Here is a 16,510-nt window from a genome sequence, read left to right as displayed (position 1 = left end):
GCGGAAGTAGTTCAGTGGTAGAATACAACCTTGCCAAGGTTGGGGTCGCGGGTTCGAATCCCGTCTTCCGCTCCAATAAAATTTTATATGGCGGCATAGCCAAGTGGTAAGGCAGAGGTCTGCAAAACCTTTATCACCGGTTCAAATCCGGTTGCCGCCTTTTCTTTTGTGCCGATGTGGCGGAATTGGCAGACGCGCACGACTCAAAATCGTGTTCCTTCGGGAGTGTCGGTTCGACCCCGACCATCGGTATCAAGAACGGCGTAAAAAAACTCTATACAATTAGTATAGAGTTTTTTTTGTTTTCATTACACGACGGAATAAGCACAAAAAGACAGATGTTCTGATTTAATTCAGATTGAACAAAATTTGTAAGGTATCAGAACAGTTCGCTTCACTTGTATTTACGGTGATTTCACAAGCTAACTATAAAGAAAATTTACAGTTAAATGATGAATGTTAAACAGAGGAAGTTGAGAAAGAAATAGTTACTCTTCATCAACAGGCAAGGGATTATGTATTGGCACTTATCAACTTTGAAGTGAAAACGCTAAAAGGATAAAAATAAACATTCATTTTTATCCTTTTAGTTCTATTTTTCTATAAAGCGTCAGCTGAATATTGTATATACAATATTCCCTTCAAGCACTCTAGAGCGAATTTCTCCACCCCGGTGACATGAAGTTAAATCCGACAGCACCAGTAGATATTAGTACGTTATCAACGGTTAAGTTTGTAATTTCTAAAAATCTCTTTTTAAACTCTTCTTTGTTGTACTTGTACATAGTTGAGTGGCACGCCCACATGTGCGTTGAAGTACTCAACCAGTCCCCTAATTCCTTTAATTCAGGAAACGACTCAAATTGAATTGGTGCATCTAATTTCATGAATCTCACTTGATAGATAGTTGGGTTTAGCTTTTCTCCTATCCCTTTAAGACCGTGTCCTTTTTTCTCATTTGAATGTGTCATAATTCTCCCCCCATTTTCTCTTCAAATTTTTCCCTATTTTTATTATACAGCAATAGAAAGTAATTATGGGAATATTATGGAAATCGGTAATATAAAAAGACTCTAACAGACATGTTAGAGTCTTTTTTGTTAAATTATACTATGTGCTTCTAAAATTCGTAATAAACGTAAGAATTCATGTATAATATAACTTGTCGAAAGAACAAAATGATAGTGATTTATATTGTGTCTGTAATATGAATCAAAAATGAACTTTTTATATTTCTTTTAAAAATGTGTTGAATACACATTATATTTCATATTAATATTTTTATGTAGATTTAAAACGGGAAAGAGAGTGGAAAGTATGGGTCGTAAATGGAATAATATTAAAGATAAAAAAGCATCAAAAGATGCAAATACAAGCCGTATATACGCGAAATTTGGACGTGAAATTTATGTGGCAGCAAAACAAGGTGAGCCAGATCCAGAATCAAACCAAGCGCTTAGAGTTGTATTAGAACGCGCGAAAACTTACAATGTACCAAGAACAATTATTGATCGTGCAGTTGAAAAAGCAAAAGGTGGTTCAGAAGAAAATTATGACGAGCTTCGTTATGAAGGATTCGGACCAAATGGATCTATGGTAATTGTAGATACACTTACAAATAACGTAAACCGTACTGCAGCAGATGTACGAGCTGCATTTAGCAAAAACAGTGGTAACATGGGTGTAAACGGTTCTGTAGCTTACATGTTTGATGCGACAGCTGTTATCGGTCTTGAAGGTAAAACATCAGATGAAGTTCTTGAAATTTTAATGGAAGCAGATGTAGATGCACGTGACATTCTTGAAGAAGAAGATGCTGTTATCGTGTATGCTGAACCTGATCAATTCCATGCAGTACAATCTGCACTTAAAGATGCTGGTGTTGAAGAATTCACAGTTGCAGAATTAACAATGCTTGCACAAAGTGATGTAGAACTTCCTGAAGATGCTCAAGTACAATTTGAAAAAATGGTTGATGCATTAGAAGATTTAGAAGATGTGCAACAAGTTTACCACAACGTAGACTTAGGAGAATAATACGATAGAAGCCCCTTTTCGTTTAACGGATAGGGGCTTCTTTTTATGAATTTAAATGAGTAAAGGGATTTTGTTATAGACAGGGAATATGCTTATAGGGATATGTGAAATATTCATTATTGCTAGGAGGCTTAATATGGAACATAAAACACCGAAGCATATCGTTGCTGTAGCAGGTTATTTAACAAATGAAAAAGACGAAGTGTTATTAGTTAAAGTACATTGGAGATCGGATACGTGGGAGTTGCCAGGAGGACAGGTGGAAGAAGGGGAAGCACTCGATGAAGCTGTTTGTAGGGAAATGCTTGAGGAAACGGGATTAACTGTGAAGCCTATCGGTATTACAGGAGTTTATTATAATGCTTCTATGCATATTTTATCTGTTGTTTTTAAGGTGGCATATGTGAGCGGGGAAATAAAAATTCAACCTGAAGAAATACAAGAGGCTAAATTTGTTGCTTTAAATGAAGAGAACATAGATGAGTATATAACGCGTCCTCATATGCAATCGAGAACGCTTGATGCGATGAGAGCAACACATTGCATTCCGTACGAAACGTGGGAAGTGCAGCCGTATAATTTAATAGGTAGATTGTAAAGAAAAGAGTAGCTGGTTTGAAATACAATCAAATCACTACTCTTTTTTTGTATACTGTTTAAGAAAAAGGTCAAAATAATAATAGTACTAGTATTGATTTTTAGAACATTTGTTCTTTATAATGTATGATATGTTATGCACATTTAGATTACTAGATACTTACAAATATATATATTTGTAGATGATATAATGGAAATAGGTTGCTTTAATAGAGATGCCTTAAGGATTACTCTGTTATTGGTTTGACTTAATCTATATTCAATATTTCAGATGAATAGTACATAAAAAAGGACTGTGATACAATACTTTTTTACCCCATTATTTGTCGGGTAGCCCGATTGGTGCGGCCTAATTAAATTTTCACTTTATACCTTACAATGATGTAAGGTACGTGTAAGAGAAATCGATGGGATATTTTTTTACAACAAGGTATTCTTAAAGTAAGAATTATACGCTGTGTGGAAAAGAGGTGTTCAAGATGAAAGAACGAGTATTATCTAGGGTGAACTATCATCAAAAAGTTGCATTAAATCCAATGACTAAGTTTTTTTATAAAGCCATTATTTTATTATTATTGTTAAGTTTTACATTATTATTCATTGGAAATGTAATGATCGAGAAAAGTGATATTAGTAAATTACATGTACCAGCTAAATTAGAGGTGCCAGAATCATTAACACATGCATTTATTGCGACAGAGGATAAAAGGTTTTATCATCATAACGGTTTAGATTATATAGCGATTGTCAGAGCGTCTGTTGAAAATATAAAAGCTGGTGGTGTTGTGCAAGGCGGAAGCACAATTACACAACAGTTATCCAAAAATGCTTTTTTAACGAATGAACGTACTTTTTCTCGTAAGTGGAAAGAGATTTTCTATACGAAAAAGATTGAACGTACATTTACGAAGGATGAAATTTTAAAATTATATGTAAGCAATATTTATTACGGAGAAGGAGCATGGGGAATTGAAAAAGCAGCCAATCTTTACTTCGGTAAGAAGGTGAGCCAATTAACGTTGGCTGAAAGTGCGATGATGGCTGCTGTAGTAAAGGCACCTGCTTATTACTCTCCTGCACAAAATTACGATAAAGCAGTTGAGAGACGAAATGTCGTTTTGAGACTGATGGAGAAAGAAGGCTATATCAATCATGATGAGTATGTGCAAGCAGTTAGTGAGAAGTTAGTAATTCGTCATGATATAAAAACAGAGCAGTCGATGTTAAATAGTGCTCGTGAAAAAGCAGTAAGCTAAAGGAAGTTCCTACATAGGGGCTTCCTTTTTTTGAATAAATTGTGACAAATTGTGACACAATATCGTCACAATTATTGTATTTTTGTAATTTATGTGAGCGTGTTCATTGCGTGACGTATATAAGTGTTGATATTATGTGTATTGTGTACAATGCTGTATACAGAATATGAATTTAAAGAGGAATGTATATGAAATCAAATAAACTCATGGCTCTTGGTATAGTTTTTTCTATCGCAGTATTGATTGTAATCGGAACAATTGCGTATAGCATCATAAATGACAAAAAGGATAAAGGGAATGAGATGTTTGCTTATTCCACACAACAATCTTTAGGGAAAGATGATGCACCAGTTAAGGTAGTTGAATTTGGAGACTTCAAATGTCCTGCTTGTCGTACTTGGGATGTAACAGTATTACCACGATTAAAAGAAGAGTATATCGATAAAGGCAAAGTGCAGTTATACTTTATTAACTTCCCATTTATCGGAAAAGACTCTGATTTAGGTGCAGCTGCTGGTGAAGCAATTTATAAACAAGATAAAGATTCATTCTGGACTTTCTATGATGAGATTTATCAAAGTCAAAAGAAAGATACGGAAGAATGGATTACAGAAGAATTACTTCTTAGCATTGTGAAAGAGAAGCTTCCTAAAGTTGATGTAGAACAATTTAAGAAAGATTTACACAGTAAAGAAATAAAAGAAAAAGTACGTAAAGATTCAGATCGTGCTCAAAAATTAAAAGTTCAAGGTGCTCCTTCAGTATATGTAAACGGGAATCTTGCAAATCCTGATTTCGATAGTATGAAGAAGGCGATTGATAAAGAATTGAAAAAGTGATGAGTATCTCATCACTTTTTCGACTTTTTTCGATAAAATTCTTGCTTCCGCTTTTTGTACATGCTATACTACTTTACATAAGTTATTCTAATATCTTATATTTATTTCATATTTGCGGGTGTAGTTTAGTGGTAAAACAAGAGCCTTCCAAGCTCTGGTCGAGAGTTCGATTCTCTTCACCCGCTCCAAATTTTATTAAATGTTTTTCTATAAATTGTGATCAACGCAGTGTTTCGTTTCCGAGATAAACGAGGCATTGCGTTTTTTAATGTTTGGAAAACATAATTGTATGCGAAAATAGAAGTAAAGAATAGTATTCCGAAAGTGAATTGCTAACCAATAAATCGTTACATAAAGGATGGATTCATCTGAGGAGGCGATTAGGAATGGATTTTGAACAATTAAAGCAAGATGTAATTGCGTATAGTAAAACGATTGGTATAGATAAAATAGGCTTTGCTAGTGCTTCACCATTTGAAGAATTAAAGCAGCGGTTAATCCAGCAGCAACAATTAAATTATCAATCTGGATTTGAAGAGCCTGATATAGAAAAAAGAACGAACCCACAGCTTCTACTCCCGGGTGCTAAATCAATTATTGCGATTGCATTAGCGTATCCTTCAAAATTAAAAAATGCACCATTAAGTAAGCGCGGAGAACGTCGCGGAATTTTTTGTCGTGCCTCTTGGGGACAAGATTATCATCTTGTTTTACGAGATCGTTTGCAAAAATTAGAAGCATATTTAATCGAAAAACTTCCCAATATAGAAGTTAAGTCAATGGTTGATACGGGTGAATTAAGTGATCGAGCTGTTTCGGAGCGTGCTGGTATTGGATGGAGCGGTAAAAATTGTGCTATTATTACACCTGAATTTGGTTCATATGTGTATTTAGGAGAAATGATTACAAATGTTCCTTTCCCACCAGATCAGCCGATAGAAGATCAATGCGGGAGCTGTACAAAATGTATTGATATTTGTCCTACAGGTGCTTTAATACAAGGCGGACAGTTAGACTCGAAGAAATGTATTGCATTTTTAACACAGACGAAAGGATTTTTGCCTGAAGAGTACCGCGACAAAATAGGAAATCGTATTTATGGATGTGATACATGTCAGACTGTTTGTCCGAAAAATAAAGGAATGGATTTTCATAATCATCCTGAGATGGAACCAGATCCTGAGTTAGTTAAGCCATTATTAACACCACTTTTAACAATTAGCAATCGTGATTTTAAAGAGAAATATGGGATTATGTCTGGTTCGTGGAGAGGTAAAAAGCCGTTACAACGAAATGCGATTTTGGCACTTGCGCATTTTAAAGAGGCATCAGCAATTCCTGATTTAATCGGTGTTATGAAAGATGATCCAAGACCAGTACTTCGCGGAACAGCAGCATGGGCGCTTGGAAAAATTGGTGGAGATGGTGTGGGCAAAGCCATTGAAAAAGCAATGCAACGTGAGAAAGATGAAGAGGTTCTTCATGAAATGAATCGCGGACTTGAATTGTTAGCGCAGAAAAAAGAGTAGATAATATCTCCCTTTTTCATATTGTAATATGGGAGGGAGACGAAATGGTTGTAAAAATAAATATTGAAAAGCAAGTACAACAATTTTTAGCATATATAACAGAGAAACGAACAAATGTAGATGGTATTGCTGAAGATTTATTACAAATAGCACAGAGAAAGAAAGAATTGTTTCAAAAGCGTAATGCAGAGATAGTGAAAGCAACTGCGGATGTTTCTTTCATGAGACAATTAAATAATAGCAATCATCAAGAAATTGATTATCAAATACATTTTAAATATTTAATCAAGCATAAAGAATTATTTTATATCGAAGAGGAACAACTAAAACGAAGAGTTTGTTTAAATAATAGCCGGGTAATAGGTGATTATGCTATTGAAGTGCCAGAAGCAGTTGGAATGAGTGAGACATTAGAAAGGGAAGTTACAAAAGAGAAATACGGTTCTTATCAGTACAATCGCTTAGAGGCAGTGAAATATGCAGAGCGTTGGTGGGATGATCGAAACCCTGTATATCGTAATTTCCCTGATAATTGTACAAATTTTATTTCTCAATGTCTTCATACTGGAGAAGTACCAATGAATGGATATCCTAATATTCGTAAAGGATGGTGGCAAAGGGAGAATCAGTGGAGTTGGAGCTGGGCTGTCGCACACTCTTTTTATTGGTATTTGTCAGGTGCTACAACAGGACTTCGAGCTGAAGCTGTAGAAAGGCCTGAGGACCTTATTCTTGGTGATGTCATCGCTTATGATTTCGAGGATGATGGTAGGTGGAATCATACGACGATTGTAGTAGCAAAAGACGCAGATGGTATGCCACTTGTAAATGCACATTCAGCCAATAGCCGTCGGCGTTATTGGAACTATGAAGATTCTAGTAAATATACACCACAAATGAAATATAAATTCTTTCATATTATTAATGGGTAGAGATTTTCCGCTCAAGTGGTATAATACGTAGTAGACAAAAAACAGAGGTGAATATCGCGTGGGAGTACATGTTGTTTTATATCAACCAGAAATTCCAGCAAATACAGGGAATATTGCTCGTACTTGTGCAGCAACTGGGACAGAATTACATTTGATTAGACCGCTTGGATTTTCAACGGATGATAAAATGTTAAAGCGTGCAGGATTAGATTATTGGCAGCACGTGAAAATTACGTATTATGATTCAATTGAAGAGTTTTATGAAAAAAATAAAGATGGTGAGTTCTTCTACTTAACAAAGTATGGCGAGAAAGCTCATACAGCGTTTGATTATAGTAAACGTGAGAAGGATTACTACTTTGTATTTGGAAGAGAAACAAACGGCTTACCAGCTAATGTAATCGAAGAAAACTTCGATCACTGTTTACGTATTCCAATGACTGATAAAGTGCGTTCATTAAATTTATCTAATACAGCAGCTATTTTAATTTATGAAGCATTCCGTCAGCAAAATTATCCAGGATTAGATTTAGAAATTGTTTATTAAAAGTCGCCATATGGCGACTTTTTTTCTAAAAATAAAAATAAATATGTAATCATACATTTAAAAAAGGGTACATATTCATATAGAATGGGGATATATGAATAAAAATTGATCAGACGGGTTGAGATAAATATGAAGGAACGATATAGTAATCAAAATACCTTTTTAAGTATGATAGATATGGAGTTAATAAGAAGAGGGTTATTACATGCTATTCAAGATTTAGTATTTATTGTAAAAGTTATGGATGATGAAACCTTTAAATATATTTATGTAAATAAGATAGGGATGGATTATGCAAAGCTAAGCGAAGAGTGTTATGGAAAAACGTTCGGTGAAGTATTGCCAGAAGATACGGCGGAAATATTACAAGTGCAATATGCAAAAGTAGCGAGCGAAGCGAAAGCACATACCTTTTGTGATGTAGTTAGTTTACCAAATGGTAATGCACATTACGAGTCTTCACTTAATCCTGTATTTGATGAAGAAGGAGTATGTCAGTTTATTATTAGTATTACAAGAGATATTACAGCTCAGGTTGAGGAAAAGGCAGAGATAGAGGAAAAACAAATGTTGTTTAAGTCATTACTAGAATATAATAATGACTCCATTATATCTATAGATTCTATAGGGAGAATTACATATGCGAATCCAGCAACGTATGAAATATTTGGATATCGATATGAAGAATTAAATAATAAATTTATTTTTGAATTTATTAATAAAGAATATGAAAAAGATTTTCAAATTATATTTAAAGGCGCCATGCAAGGAAGAGCGAAACAAATTATTTCAAAGAAATATGTTCATAAAGAAGGGTACGAGCTCTATATTTCTTTGAGAACTATTCCAATTATTGTGAACGGTGAAATTGTTGGGGTTTATATTGTTACGAGGGATGTTACAAGGCAAGTATTAAATGAGATGAGAACGGAATACTTAGCTTATTATGACCAGTTAACAGGATTAATGAATAGAATTTCATGTACAAATAAGTTAAATGATTTATTAAATGAGAAGATAGATTTTGCGTTTATCTTTATAGATTTAGATGAATTCCATCTTATTAATGATACTTTTGGTCATAAAGAAGGAGATAAAGTGTTACAAAAAGTGACAGAATGTTTAAGCAGTATCCAAATAAGCAGTATCCAAATAAGCGGTATGCACTTATTTAGAGAACACGATGATCAATTTGTTATGTTAATAGAAAATATAACGAAAGAACGTGTAGAGGTAGTTGCAAAAAGTATATTGAAAAAAATTAGTGAACATTTTGTAATCGAGGAAGAGGACGTGTATTTAAGTGCGTCAATCGGGATTGTAATGGCTCCAACAGATGGGGAAGATGAAAAAATATTATTCCAAAGAGTGGATGCTGCTTTGGAAAAAGCGAAAGAAAAAGGAAAAGGGCATTATCATTTTTATTGCAGTGGATTAGATTGTGAACGTGAACAAAGATTTATAATAGAAAACCAATTACATCGTGCTATAGAAAAAAATGAATTTTTCTTATATTATCAGCCGCAAATTAATATTGAAAAGAAAAAAATAGCTAGCATGGAAGCTTTAATAAGGTGGAAAAATAAAGAATTAGGATTTGTCTCTCCTAATCAATTTATTCCGCTGGCAGAAAGAACAGGTTTTATCATTAAGCTTGATGAATGGGTAGTAAATGAAGTATGTAAGCAAATACGTGAATGGTTAAATAAAGGATATGAAGTTGTCCCGATTGCAGTTAATATTTCAGCCAGACACTTTCGCTCTATTACATTAATAGAGATGATTACAAGAGCTTTACATAAGTACAATGTATCAGCCCATCTATTAGCGATAGAGGTTACAGAAGGAGCCCTTATACATAAGGACATATCGAAAAGAGTATTGCTGCAATTGAAAGAACAAAATTTAAAGATTCATTTAGATGATTTTGGAACGGGATATTCATCTTTAAGTTATTTAAAAACGTATCCAATTGATACTTTGAAAATCGATCGTTCTTTTATGGAAGGTATACATGTAGATGAACGCGATACGAATATTACAGCTGCAATTATTCATTTAGCTCATACTTTGGAATTGAATGTAATTGCAGAAGGCGTAGAAAAAGCGGAACAAATACAATTTTTGAAGGAAAAGAATGTGAAGTTTGTACAAGGTTATTATTATAGCAAACCACTATCAAAATATGATGTAGAAAATATATATTATAAATAATTCATAAAAAAAGTGATGTGCTAAAAGCACATCACTTTTTATGTGTACCAGGTTTATCATTGTAACCAGATGTAAAAATAGCTGTAAGAAATGTGAGTGATACACCTAAAATTAATAATAATTTCATACTAATATCCCTCCTATTTTTTCAGTTTATGAATCTGAAATATGGATCTAAATGTATGTAATGTTCTTGGAAGAAAAGAATTTATTTAAAATGAATAGCGGTGTAAAAACTTTAATACCTATATTATACAGAATTTTCTTTGAATTTTGGAGAGAATTTTATAGCACTACTGTATATTTCATTTTGATTTAAAGAATGTTTGAGGACATCCTAGCATACCTTTTATAATAATCCGATTGAACAAGGAGATGGGGGAGGAGCTATAATGGATATTCTAAAAAAAATTGAACAGCATCGAGAAGCAGAAGAACGTTTACAATGGGAAGGTACGTTTGCGGAGTATTTAGAGCTTGTGAAGGAAAGACCATGGGTGGCTCAAACAGCACACTCTCGCATTTACAATATGATAAAAGATGCTGGAATTGAAGAAGTAGATGGTAGAAGAAAGTATAATTTCTTTAGTAATCAGCTATTTGGATTAGAGGATGCTTTAGAGCGTCTTGTAGAGGAATATTTTCATCCATCTGCAAAACGATTAGATGTTAGAAAACGTATTTTATTATTGATGGGTCCTGTTAGTGGAGGGAAATCAACATTAGTTACGATGTTGAAACGAGGATTAGAAACATATTCACGAACAGATCGAGGAGCAATTTTTGCAATTAAAGGATGCCCAATGCACGAAGATCCGCTGCATTTAATTCCGCACCATTTACGGGATGATTTCTTTGATGAGTATGGAGTTAGAATTGAAGGGAATTTATCGCCACTCAATGTGATGCGTCTAGAACAAGAATATGGTTCAAGAATTGAGGATGTAGTTGTAGAGCGTATTTTCTTCTCGGAAGATCGTCGTACAGGGATTGGTACATTTAGTCCATCTGATCCTAAATCACAAGATATTGCCGATTTAACAGGTAGTCTGGACTTTTCAACAATTGCAGAATATGGTTCGGAATCAGATCCACGAGCATATCGTTTCGACGGAGAATTAAATAAAGCAAACCGTGGGATGATGGAATTCCAAGAGATGTTAAAATGTGATGAGAAGTTTTTATGGCATTTATTATCGCTTACGCAAGAAGGGAATTTCAAAGCGGGAAGATTTGCGCTTATTTCAGCAGATGAATTAATTGTAGCGCATACGAATGAAACGGAGTATCGTTCTTTCATAGCAAACAAGAAAAATGAAGCATTACACTCAAGAATTATTGTAATGCCTGTTCCATACAATTTACGAGTGAGTGAAGAAGAACATATTTATGAAAAAATGATTCGTGAAAGTGATGTATCCAATGTTCACATTGCACCACACACACTTCGCGTTGCAGCAATGTTTACAATTTTAACTCGTTTAAAAGATCCGAAGCGTCCGGATATTGATTTAATTAAAAAGATGCGTTTATATGATGGAGAAACGGTGGAAGGTTATAATGCAATTGATGTAGAGGAGCTACAACGTGAATATCAAGATGAAGGCATGAGCGGTATTGATCCTCGTTATGTAATTAACCGAATTTCTTCGACAATCATTAGAAAAGAAGTACCATCTATTAATGCATTAGATGTACTTCGTTCTTTAAAAGATGGATTAGATCAGCATCCATCCATTAGTAATGAAGATCGAGAGCGTTATATGAATTTCATCTCATTAGCAAGAAAAGAATATGATGAAATTGCGAAGAAAGAAGTACAAAAAGCATTCGTGTATTCATATGAAGAATCAGCGAAGACACTTATGGATAATTACTTAGATAACGTTGAAGCATATTGCAATAAATCAAAATTACGTGACCCATTAACAGGTGAAGAAATGAGTCCAGATGAAAAGCTAATGCGCTCAATTGAAGAACAAATTGGAATTTCAGAAAATGCTAAGAAAGCATTCCGTGAAGAAATTTTAATTCGCATTTCTGCTTATGCGCGTAAAGGAAAACGCTTTGATTATAATTCACATGAGCGTCTTCGCGAAGCGATTCAGAAAAAACTATTTGCTGATTTAAAAGATATAGTGAAAATTACAACATCAACGAAAACACCAGACGAAAATCAGCTTAAGAAAATTAATGATGTTGTTGCACGCTTAATTGATGAGCACGGCTATAATTCTTCATCTGCGAATGAATTATTACGCTATGTAGGTAGCCTGCTAAACCGATAGTTTGATAACAAAACGCTGTCTCTTGTATTTTGCGGGACAGCGTTTTATTATCCATTCATATGTGTAAAGTGTCATACCTTGTCCAAATATAATAAATTAAGATGCAATTTCATGAATTTATTGTCAATTATTTTTACAATATGCATATGATAGAGTAACCAACCATTCATACGAAAAAAGCCAACACAATACAATATGTTGCAAAGTGTAAATGTGTGCAACTATGCATTGTGTTTCTTTCTTATCAAAGGCTGAATGATTCTTTTCTAGTATGTGAGTGGCAAAATTTTGTTTAGGATGCTCGGAGTATTATATGAAAAACGTTATATATGTTTATGGGATGATTTTCGATGGGCAGTTACCTTTCATTCTAGCTGGCACAGTATAAAACAAAATTTCTAGCTTGCTGTTCATATAGGAAGACAATTACAGTAAGGAGGGAAAGAAATGGGTGAAGAAAACCAACCAAATTATACGATTTCACAGGAAAACTGGTCCCTCCATCGCAAAGGATATGACGACCAACAACGCCATCAAGAGAAAGTACAAGAGGCAATTAAGAATAATTTACCCGATCTTGTAACAGAAGAAAGCATTGTTATGTCTAATGGTAAGGATGTTGTAAAAATACCGATTCGTTCTTTAGATGAATATAAGATTAGGTACAATTATGATAAAAACAAACATGTTGGGCAAGGAAATGGTGACAGCAAAGTTGGTGATGTCGTTGCGAGAGATGGATCAGGTGGTCAAAAGCAAAAAGGACCAGGAAAAGGGCAAGGAGCAGGAGATGCGGCTGGAGAAGATTATTATGAAGCTGAAGTCTCTATTTTAGAATTAGAGCAAGCATTTTTCAAAGAATTAGAATTACCTAATTTAAAGAGAAAAGAAATGGATGAAAACCGGATTGAACAAGTTGAATTTAATGATATTAGAAAAACAGGATTATGGGGCAACATCGATAAGAAAAGAACGATGATATCCGCATATAAACGAAATGCGATGCGTGGTAAAGCATCTTTCCATCCAATTCATCAAGAGGATTTAAAGTTCCGCACTTGGAATGAAGTATTAAAGCCAGATTCAAAAGCTGTTGTATTAGCGATGATGGATACGAGTGGATCGATGGGAATATGGGAGAAATATATGGCACGGAGCTTCTTTTTCTGGATGACGAGATTTCTACGCACAAAGTATGAAACAGTAGATATTGAATTTATTGCCCATCATACGGAGGCAAAAGTAGTTCCAGAGGAAGAGTTTTTCTCAAAAGGAGAAAGTGGCGGAACAATTTGTTCTTCTGTATACAAAAAAGCACTCGAGCTAATTGATAATAAATACTCACCAGACCGCTATAATATTTATCCATTCCATTTTTCAGACGGTGATAATTTAACATCAGATAATGCTAGATGTGTAAAGCTTGTTGAAGAGTTGATGAAGAAGTGTAATATGTTTGGGTATGGGGAAGTGAATCAGTACAACCGTCATAGTACACTTATGTCAGCCTATAAAAATATTAAAGATGAGAATTTCAGATATTATATTTTAAAGCAAAAAGCAGACGTATTCCATGCGATGAAGAGCTTTTTTAGAGAAGAAGCAGGAGAGAAAATGGCATAACCCCTTTAAAAAGGGGTTATTTTTTGTTAACTTTTTATTTTTTTAGTTGACAATGATAATGAAAATCATTATCATTTATTCGAGATATGATTACATTTAGATTTATATATTTTAGAGGAGATGTAAAGTTGAAGAAAAATAAAAGAAAACATATAAATGCGATGATTATCGCTGCGGCGTTATCACTTCCATTTGCTACGTATTCAACACCTGCTTTAGCAGCCGTAGCGATTGAGGCGAATAAAACTGGACATGCTTTAGAAGATGGTACATATGATGCTGTTATGAAAGCATATAAAGATAAAACGAATGAAGAGTCTATGGCAGCTGTTTATATAAAGGATCCTAAGTTAACAATTGAGAATGGAAAGAAAATTGTAACGGCAACGTTAAATGATAGTGATTTCTTCAAATACTTAAAAACAGAAGATATTCATACTCCTGGTGTGTTTCATGATGTAAAGGTCATATCAGAAGATAAAAAGAAAAATGGAACGAAAGTGATTGAGTTTGAAGTAGGAGAATTAGGAAAAAGATATAATATGCAAATGCATATTTATATTCCGACAATGGCTTATGATAATAAATATCAAGTGCAGTTTGAAATAAATGCTTTAAATTTAGAAAACAATGTTCCAGAAAAACAAAAGGAAAATAAAGAGGATAAAGTGGATCAACAGGATGAAAGTGGAAATGTAATAGTAGATAAGCAATTACAAAGGCATATTAATAAATATAATTTAAATAGAGAGAATCTAAATACGCCAATAACTAAGGCAGATTTATTAAAAGTTAAATCTTTAATAGTCGTCGAAGCTAAAAGTAAAGGAATACAAGACGTAAGCGGTCTAGAATATATGACGAACTTAGAAAGCTTAATGTTGGAAGAAGTTACGTTAGAAAATATACAATTTATCTCGAAATTGAGACAATTGAAATCATTAAGTATAACTTATGGTGAACTTAATGATATTGGACCTTTGGCTGAGTTAGAACATATTGAGAGTTTAAGTTTGAGAAACAATAAAATTTCTGATTTAAGCCCATTGAGTCAAATGAAGAAGATTAAACTGCTAGATTTAAATAGTAATTATATAAAAGATATTAAACCATTATTTACAGTAACATCTTTAAGGAATTTGACTGTAGCAAATAATCAAATTAGTAATGCTAATCTTGCTGGGATTGAGCAATTAAAAAATATAAAAAAATTATCTTTAAGTAACAATGGACTTACTAATATTGAACATCTTACACCAATGAAAAAATTAATAGAGTTAGATCTTGCTAAAAATGAATTAGAAAACATCGAACCTTTATCAAGATTATCTACTGTACAATCGCTTAATTTAGAAGAAAACTATATTTCAGATATAACCCCACTTAGTCAATTAACAGGTTTATATGATTTAAAGCTAGGGTCAAACGAAATTCGTGATGTTAGACCGGTTCAAGAGTTAGGAAAAAGAATGTACATTGATGTTCAAAGACAAAAAATCTTTTTAGATGATGTGGAAAAAGATAAGGAAGTTAAAATACCTATCTATAATTTACAAGGAGAGCTACTCGATACTATTCAATTAAAGAATGGAGATGGAATAGTTAATAATGGTTCTGTTAAATGGAGTACTACCGGTGAAAAAACATACGAATTTAGGTTAGATATAAAGCCAGAAGAGAATCGTATTAAGTTTAATGGAACAGTAATTCAAAATGTTGTTGAAAGGTTAGATGAAATAAAAGAGGATAATGAACAAAAGGAAAATGTAATTCTCGATAAAACTTTACAACAACATATTAATAAAGAGAGTTTAGGTAGAGAGAATTTAAACGCTCTTATTACAAAAGAAGATTTATCGCAGATTAAAAACTTAGAAATATTTAAAGAAAAAGGAAAAGATATAAAAGATATAACAGGTTTAGAGTACATGACGAACTTAGAAAAACTTACTTTAGAAGGAGTAGGTTTGAAGAGTATTGAATTTATCTCGAACTTAGAAAAGTTGAACGATGTGAATGTATCTCATAATCAAATTGAAGATATAACCCCCTTATCTTCATTGAAAAATTTACAGTGGTTAAATCTTGCGGATAATCATATTAAAGATGTATCAGTTTTTGCCTCAATGTTAGACCTACTCAGTTTAAATTTAGCTGGAAATGAGATTCGGGATGTAAGGCCGTTAATACAATTAGGTCAGTGGTTTACAATTGATGTTGGAAGACAAAAAATCTTTTTAGATGAAGCGAAAGTAAATGAAGAAATTCAAGTTCCTATATATGATTTAGAAGGGGAACGCATTGAGAATATTGAACTAACAAGCGAGAGTGGAACGTTTAACAATGGAGTAATAAAATGGAGTACTCCAGGTGAAAAGGTATATAAATTTGATTTAGATTCGGATGAAATTAGTATAAGTTTTAACGGAACAGTAATCCAGAATATAGTTGAAAAAGAAGAAGTAAAAGAACCAAAAGAAGGAGTAAAAGAACCAAAAGAAGAAGTAAAAGAACCAAAAGAAGAAGTAAAAGAACCAAAAGAAGAAGTAAAAGAACCAACAAAAGAAGTTGAAGAACCAAAAGAAGAAGTAAAAGAACTAAAAGAAGAAGTAAAAGAACCAACAAAAGAAGTTGAAGAACCGAAAGAA

Annotated in this window: 12 protein-coding genes and 4 tRNA genes; 15 read left to right on the top strand and 1 reads right to left on the bottom strand. The window is 33.4% G+C overall.

All coding sequences use genetic code 11. The annotated features are described in order from the left end of the window. The 3 genes from AC3WVA_RS22185 (at position 1) to AC3WVA_RS22175 (ending at position 252) form a co-directional block, all read left to right on the top strand. Positions 1-75 (top strand) — tRNA-Gly (locus tag AC3WVA_RS22185). 14 nt (positions 76-89) lie between these two features. Further along, positions 90-160, top strand: a tRNA-Cys gene (locus AC3WVA_RS22180). Positions 161-170: 10 nt separating this feature from the next. Continuing rightward, positions 171-252 (top strand) — tRNA-Leu (locus tag AC3WVA_RS22175). Positions 253-650: 398 nt separating this feature from the next. On the opposite strand, the gene AC3WVA_RS22170 is transcribed toward AC3WVA_RS22175, so the two are convergent. Next, positions 651-971 carry a DUF3884 family protein gene (locus AC3WVA_RS22170; RefSeq protein ID WP_098347618.1) on the bottom strand — a complete coding sequence of 107 codons (321 nt, stop codon included), beginning with the start codon at positions 969-971 and terminating at the stop codon, positions 651-653. A 346-nt stretch (positions 972-1,317) separates the two neighbouring features. Here AC3WVA_RS22170 and AC3WVA_RS22165 point away from each other — a divergent pair, with 346 nt between their 5' ends. The 12 genes from AC3WVA_RS22165 to AC3WVA_RS22110 all read left to right on the top strand — a co-directional run. Next, entirely contained in the window at positions 1,318-2,037 is a 720-nt protein-coding gene (locus AC3WVA_RS22165; RefSeq protein ID WP_048528712.1) for a YebC/PmpR family DNA-binding transcriptional regulator, read from the top strand. Positions 2,038-2,173: 136 nt separating this feature from the next. Next, the gene (locus AC3WVA_RS22160) at positions 2,174-2,635 is read left to right on the top strand and encodes an NUDIX hydrolase (protein ID WP_048528711.1); all 462 of its coding nucleotides are present in this window, start codon (positions 2,174-2,176) and stop codon (positions 2,633-2,635) included. Positions 2,636-3,113: 478 nt separating this feature from the next. Further along, on the top strand, positions 3,114-3,890 hold the full coding sequence (locus AC3WVA_RS22155; RefSeq protein WP_000664704.1) for a transglycosylase domain-containing protein: 777 nt from the start codon (positions 3,114-3,116) through the stop codon (positions 3,888-3,890). A gap of 188 nt (positions 3,891-4,078) precedes the next feature. Then, a complete protein-coding gene (locus AC3WVA_RS22150) occupies positions 4,079-4,729 on the top strand; it encodes a DsbA family protein (protein WP_048528710.1) in 651 nt (216 codons plus the stop codon). Between the two features lie 114 nt (positions 4,730-4,843). Then, a tRNA-Gly gene (locus AC3WVA_RS22145) sits at positions 4,844-4,917 on the top strand. Positions 4,918-5,115: 198 nt separating this feature from the next. Continuing rightward, positions 5,116-6,258, top strand: a complete 1,143-nt coding sequence (queG, locus tag AC3WVA_RS22140) for a tRNA epoxyqueuosine(34) reductase QueG (protein ID WP_098347606.1) — start codon at positions 5,116-5,118, stop codon at positions 6,256-6,258. A gap of 44 nt (positions 6,259-6,302) precedes the next feature. Continuing rightward, positions 6,303-7,190: an amidase domain-containing protein gene (locus tag AC3WVA_RS22135; RefSeq protein WP_071758229.1), complete on the top strand. Its 888-nt coding sequence runs from the start codon at positions 6,303-6,305 to the stop codon at positions 7,188-7,190. Positions 7,191-7,248: 58 nt separating this feature from the next. Continuing rightward, positions 7,249-7,737 carry a tRNA (uridine(34)/cytosine(34)/5-carboxymethylaminomethyluridine(34)-2'-O)-methyltransferase TrmL gene (gene trmL, locus AC3WVA_RS22130; protein WP_000538147.1) on the top strand — a complete coding sequence of 163 codons (489 nt, stop codon included), beginning with the start codon at positions 7,249-7,251 and terminating at the stop codon, positions 7,735-7,737. Between the two features lie 129 nt (positions 7,738-7,866). Next, complete coding sequence (locus AC3WVA_RS22125; RefSeq protein ID WP_098347607.1) at positions 7,867-9,951, top strand: sensor domain-containing protein; 2,085 nt, start codon at positions 7,867-7,869, stop codon at positions 9,949-9,951. Positions 9,952-10,343: 392 nt separating this feature from the next. After that, entirely contained in the window at positions 10,344-12,239 is a 1,896-nt protein-coding gene (locus tag AC3WVA_RS22120; RefSeq protein ID WP_000353283.1) for a PrkA family serine protein kinase, read from the top strand. Between the two features lie 447 nt (positions 12,240-12,686). Continuing rightward, on the top strand, positions 12,687-13,862 hold the full coding sequence (yhbH, locus tag AC3WVA_RS22115) for a sporulation protein YhbH (protein ID WP_048528705.1): 1,176 nt from the start codon (positions 12,687-12,689) through the stop codon (positions 13,860-13,862). Positions 13,863-13,990: 128 nt separating this feature from the next. After that, on the top strand, positions 13,991-16,510 hold a 2,520-nt coding region (locus AC3WVA_RS22110; RefSeq protein WP_492322184.1), incomplete at its 3' end, for an NEAT domain-containing protein.

Source organism: Bacillus sp. EB106-04-02-XG92 (genome assembly GCF_058791995.1).
The sequence above is the reverse complement of the archived record's forward strand: the minus strand, read 5'-3'. Positions and strand labels throughout refer to the sequence as shown.

Excerpts from the sequence above, each read along its gene's own strand:
- AC3WVA_RS22125 (WP_098347607.1), top strand. The coding sequence starts at position 7,867 with ATGAAGGAACGATATAGTAATCAAAATACCTTTTTAAGTATGATAGAT.
- yhbH (WP_048528705.1), top strand. The coding sequence starts at position 12,687 with ATGGGTGAAGAAAACCAACCAAATTATACGATTTCACAGGAAAACTGG.
- AC3WVA_RS22120 (WP_000353283.1), top strand. The coding sequence starts at position 10,344 with ATGGATATTCTAAAAAAAATTGAACAGCATCGAGAAGCAGAAGAACGT.
- AC3WVA_RS22135 (WP_071758229.1), top strand. The coding sequence starts at position 6,303 with ATGGTTGTAAAAATAAATATTGAAAAGCAAGTACAACAATTTTTAGCA.
- AC3WVA_RS22155 (WP_000664704.1), top strand. The coding sequence starts at position 3,114 with ATGAAAGAACGAGTATTATCTAGGGTGAACTATCATCAAAAAGTTGCA.
- AC3WVA_RS22165 (WP_048528712.1), top strand. The coding sequence starts at position 1,318 with ATGGGTCGTAAATGGAATAATATTAAAGATAAAAAAGCATCAAAAGAT.
- AC3WVA_RS22170 (WP_098347618.1), bottom strand. The coding sequence starts at position 971 with ATGACACATTCAAATGAGAAAAAAGGACACGGTCTTAAAGGGATAGGA.
- AC3WVA_RS22150 (WP_048528710.1), top strand. The coding sequence starts at position 4,079 with ATGAAATCAAATAAACTCATGGCTCTTGGTATAGTTTTTTCTATCGCA.
- AC3WVA_RS22160 (WP_048528711.1), top strand. The coding sequence starts at position 2,174 with ATGGAACATAAAACACCGAAGCATATCGTTGCTGTAGCAGGTTATTTA.
- queG (WP_098347606.1), top strand. The coding sequence starts at position 5,116 with ATGGATTTTGAACAATTAAAGCAAGATGTAATTGCGTATAGTAAAACG.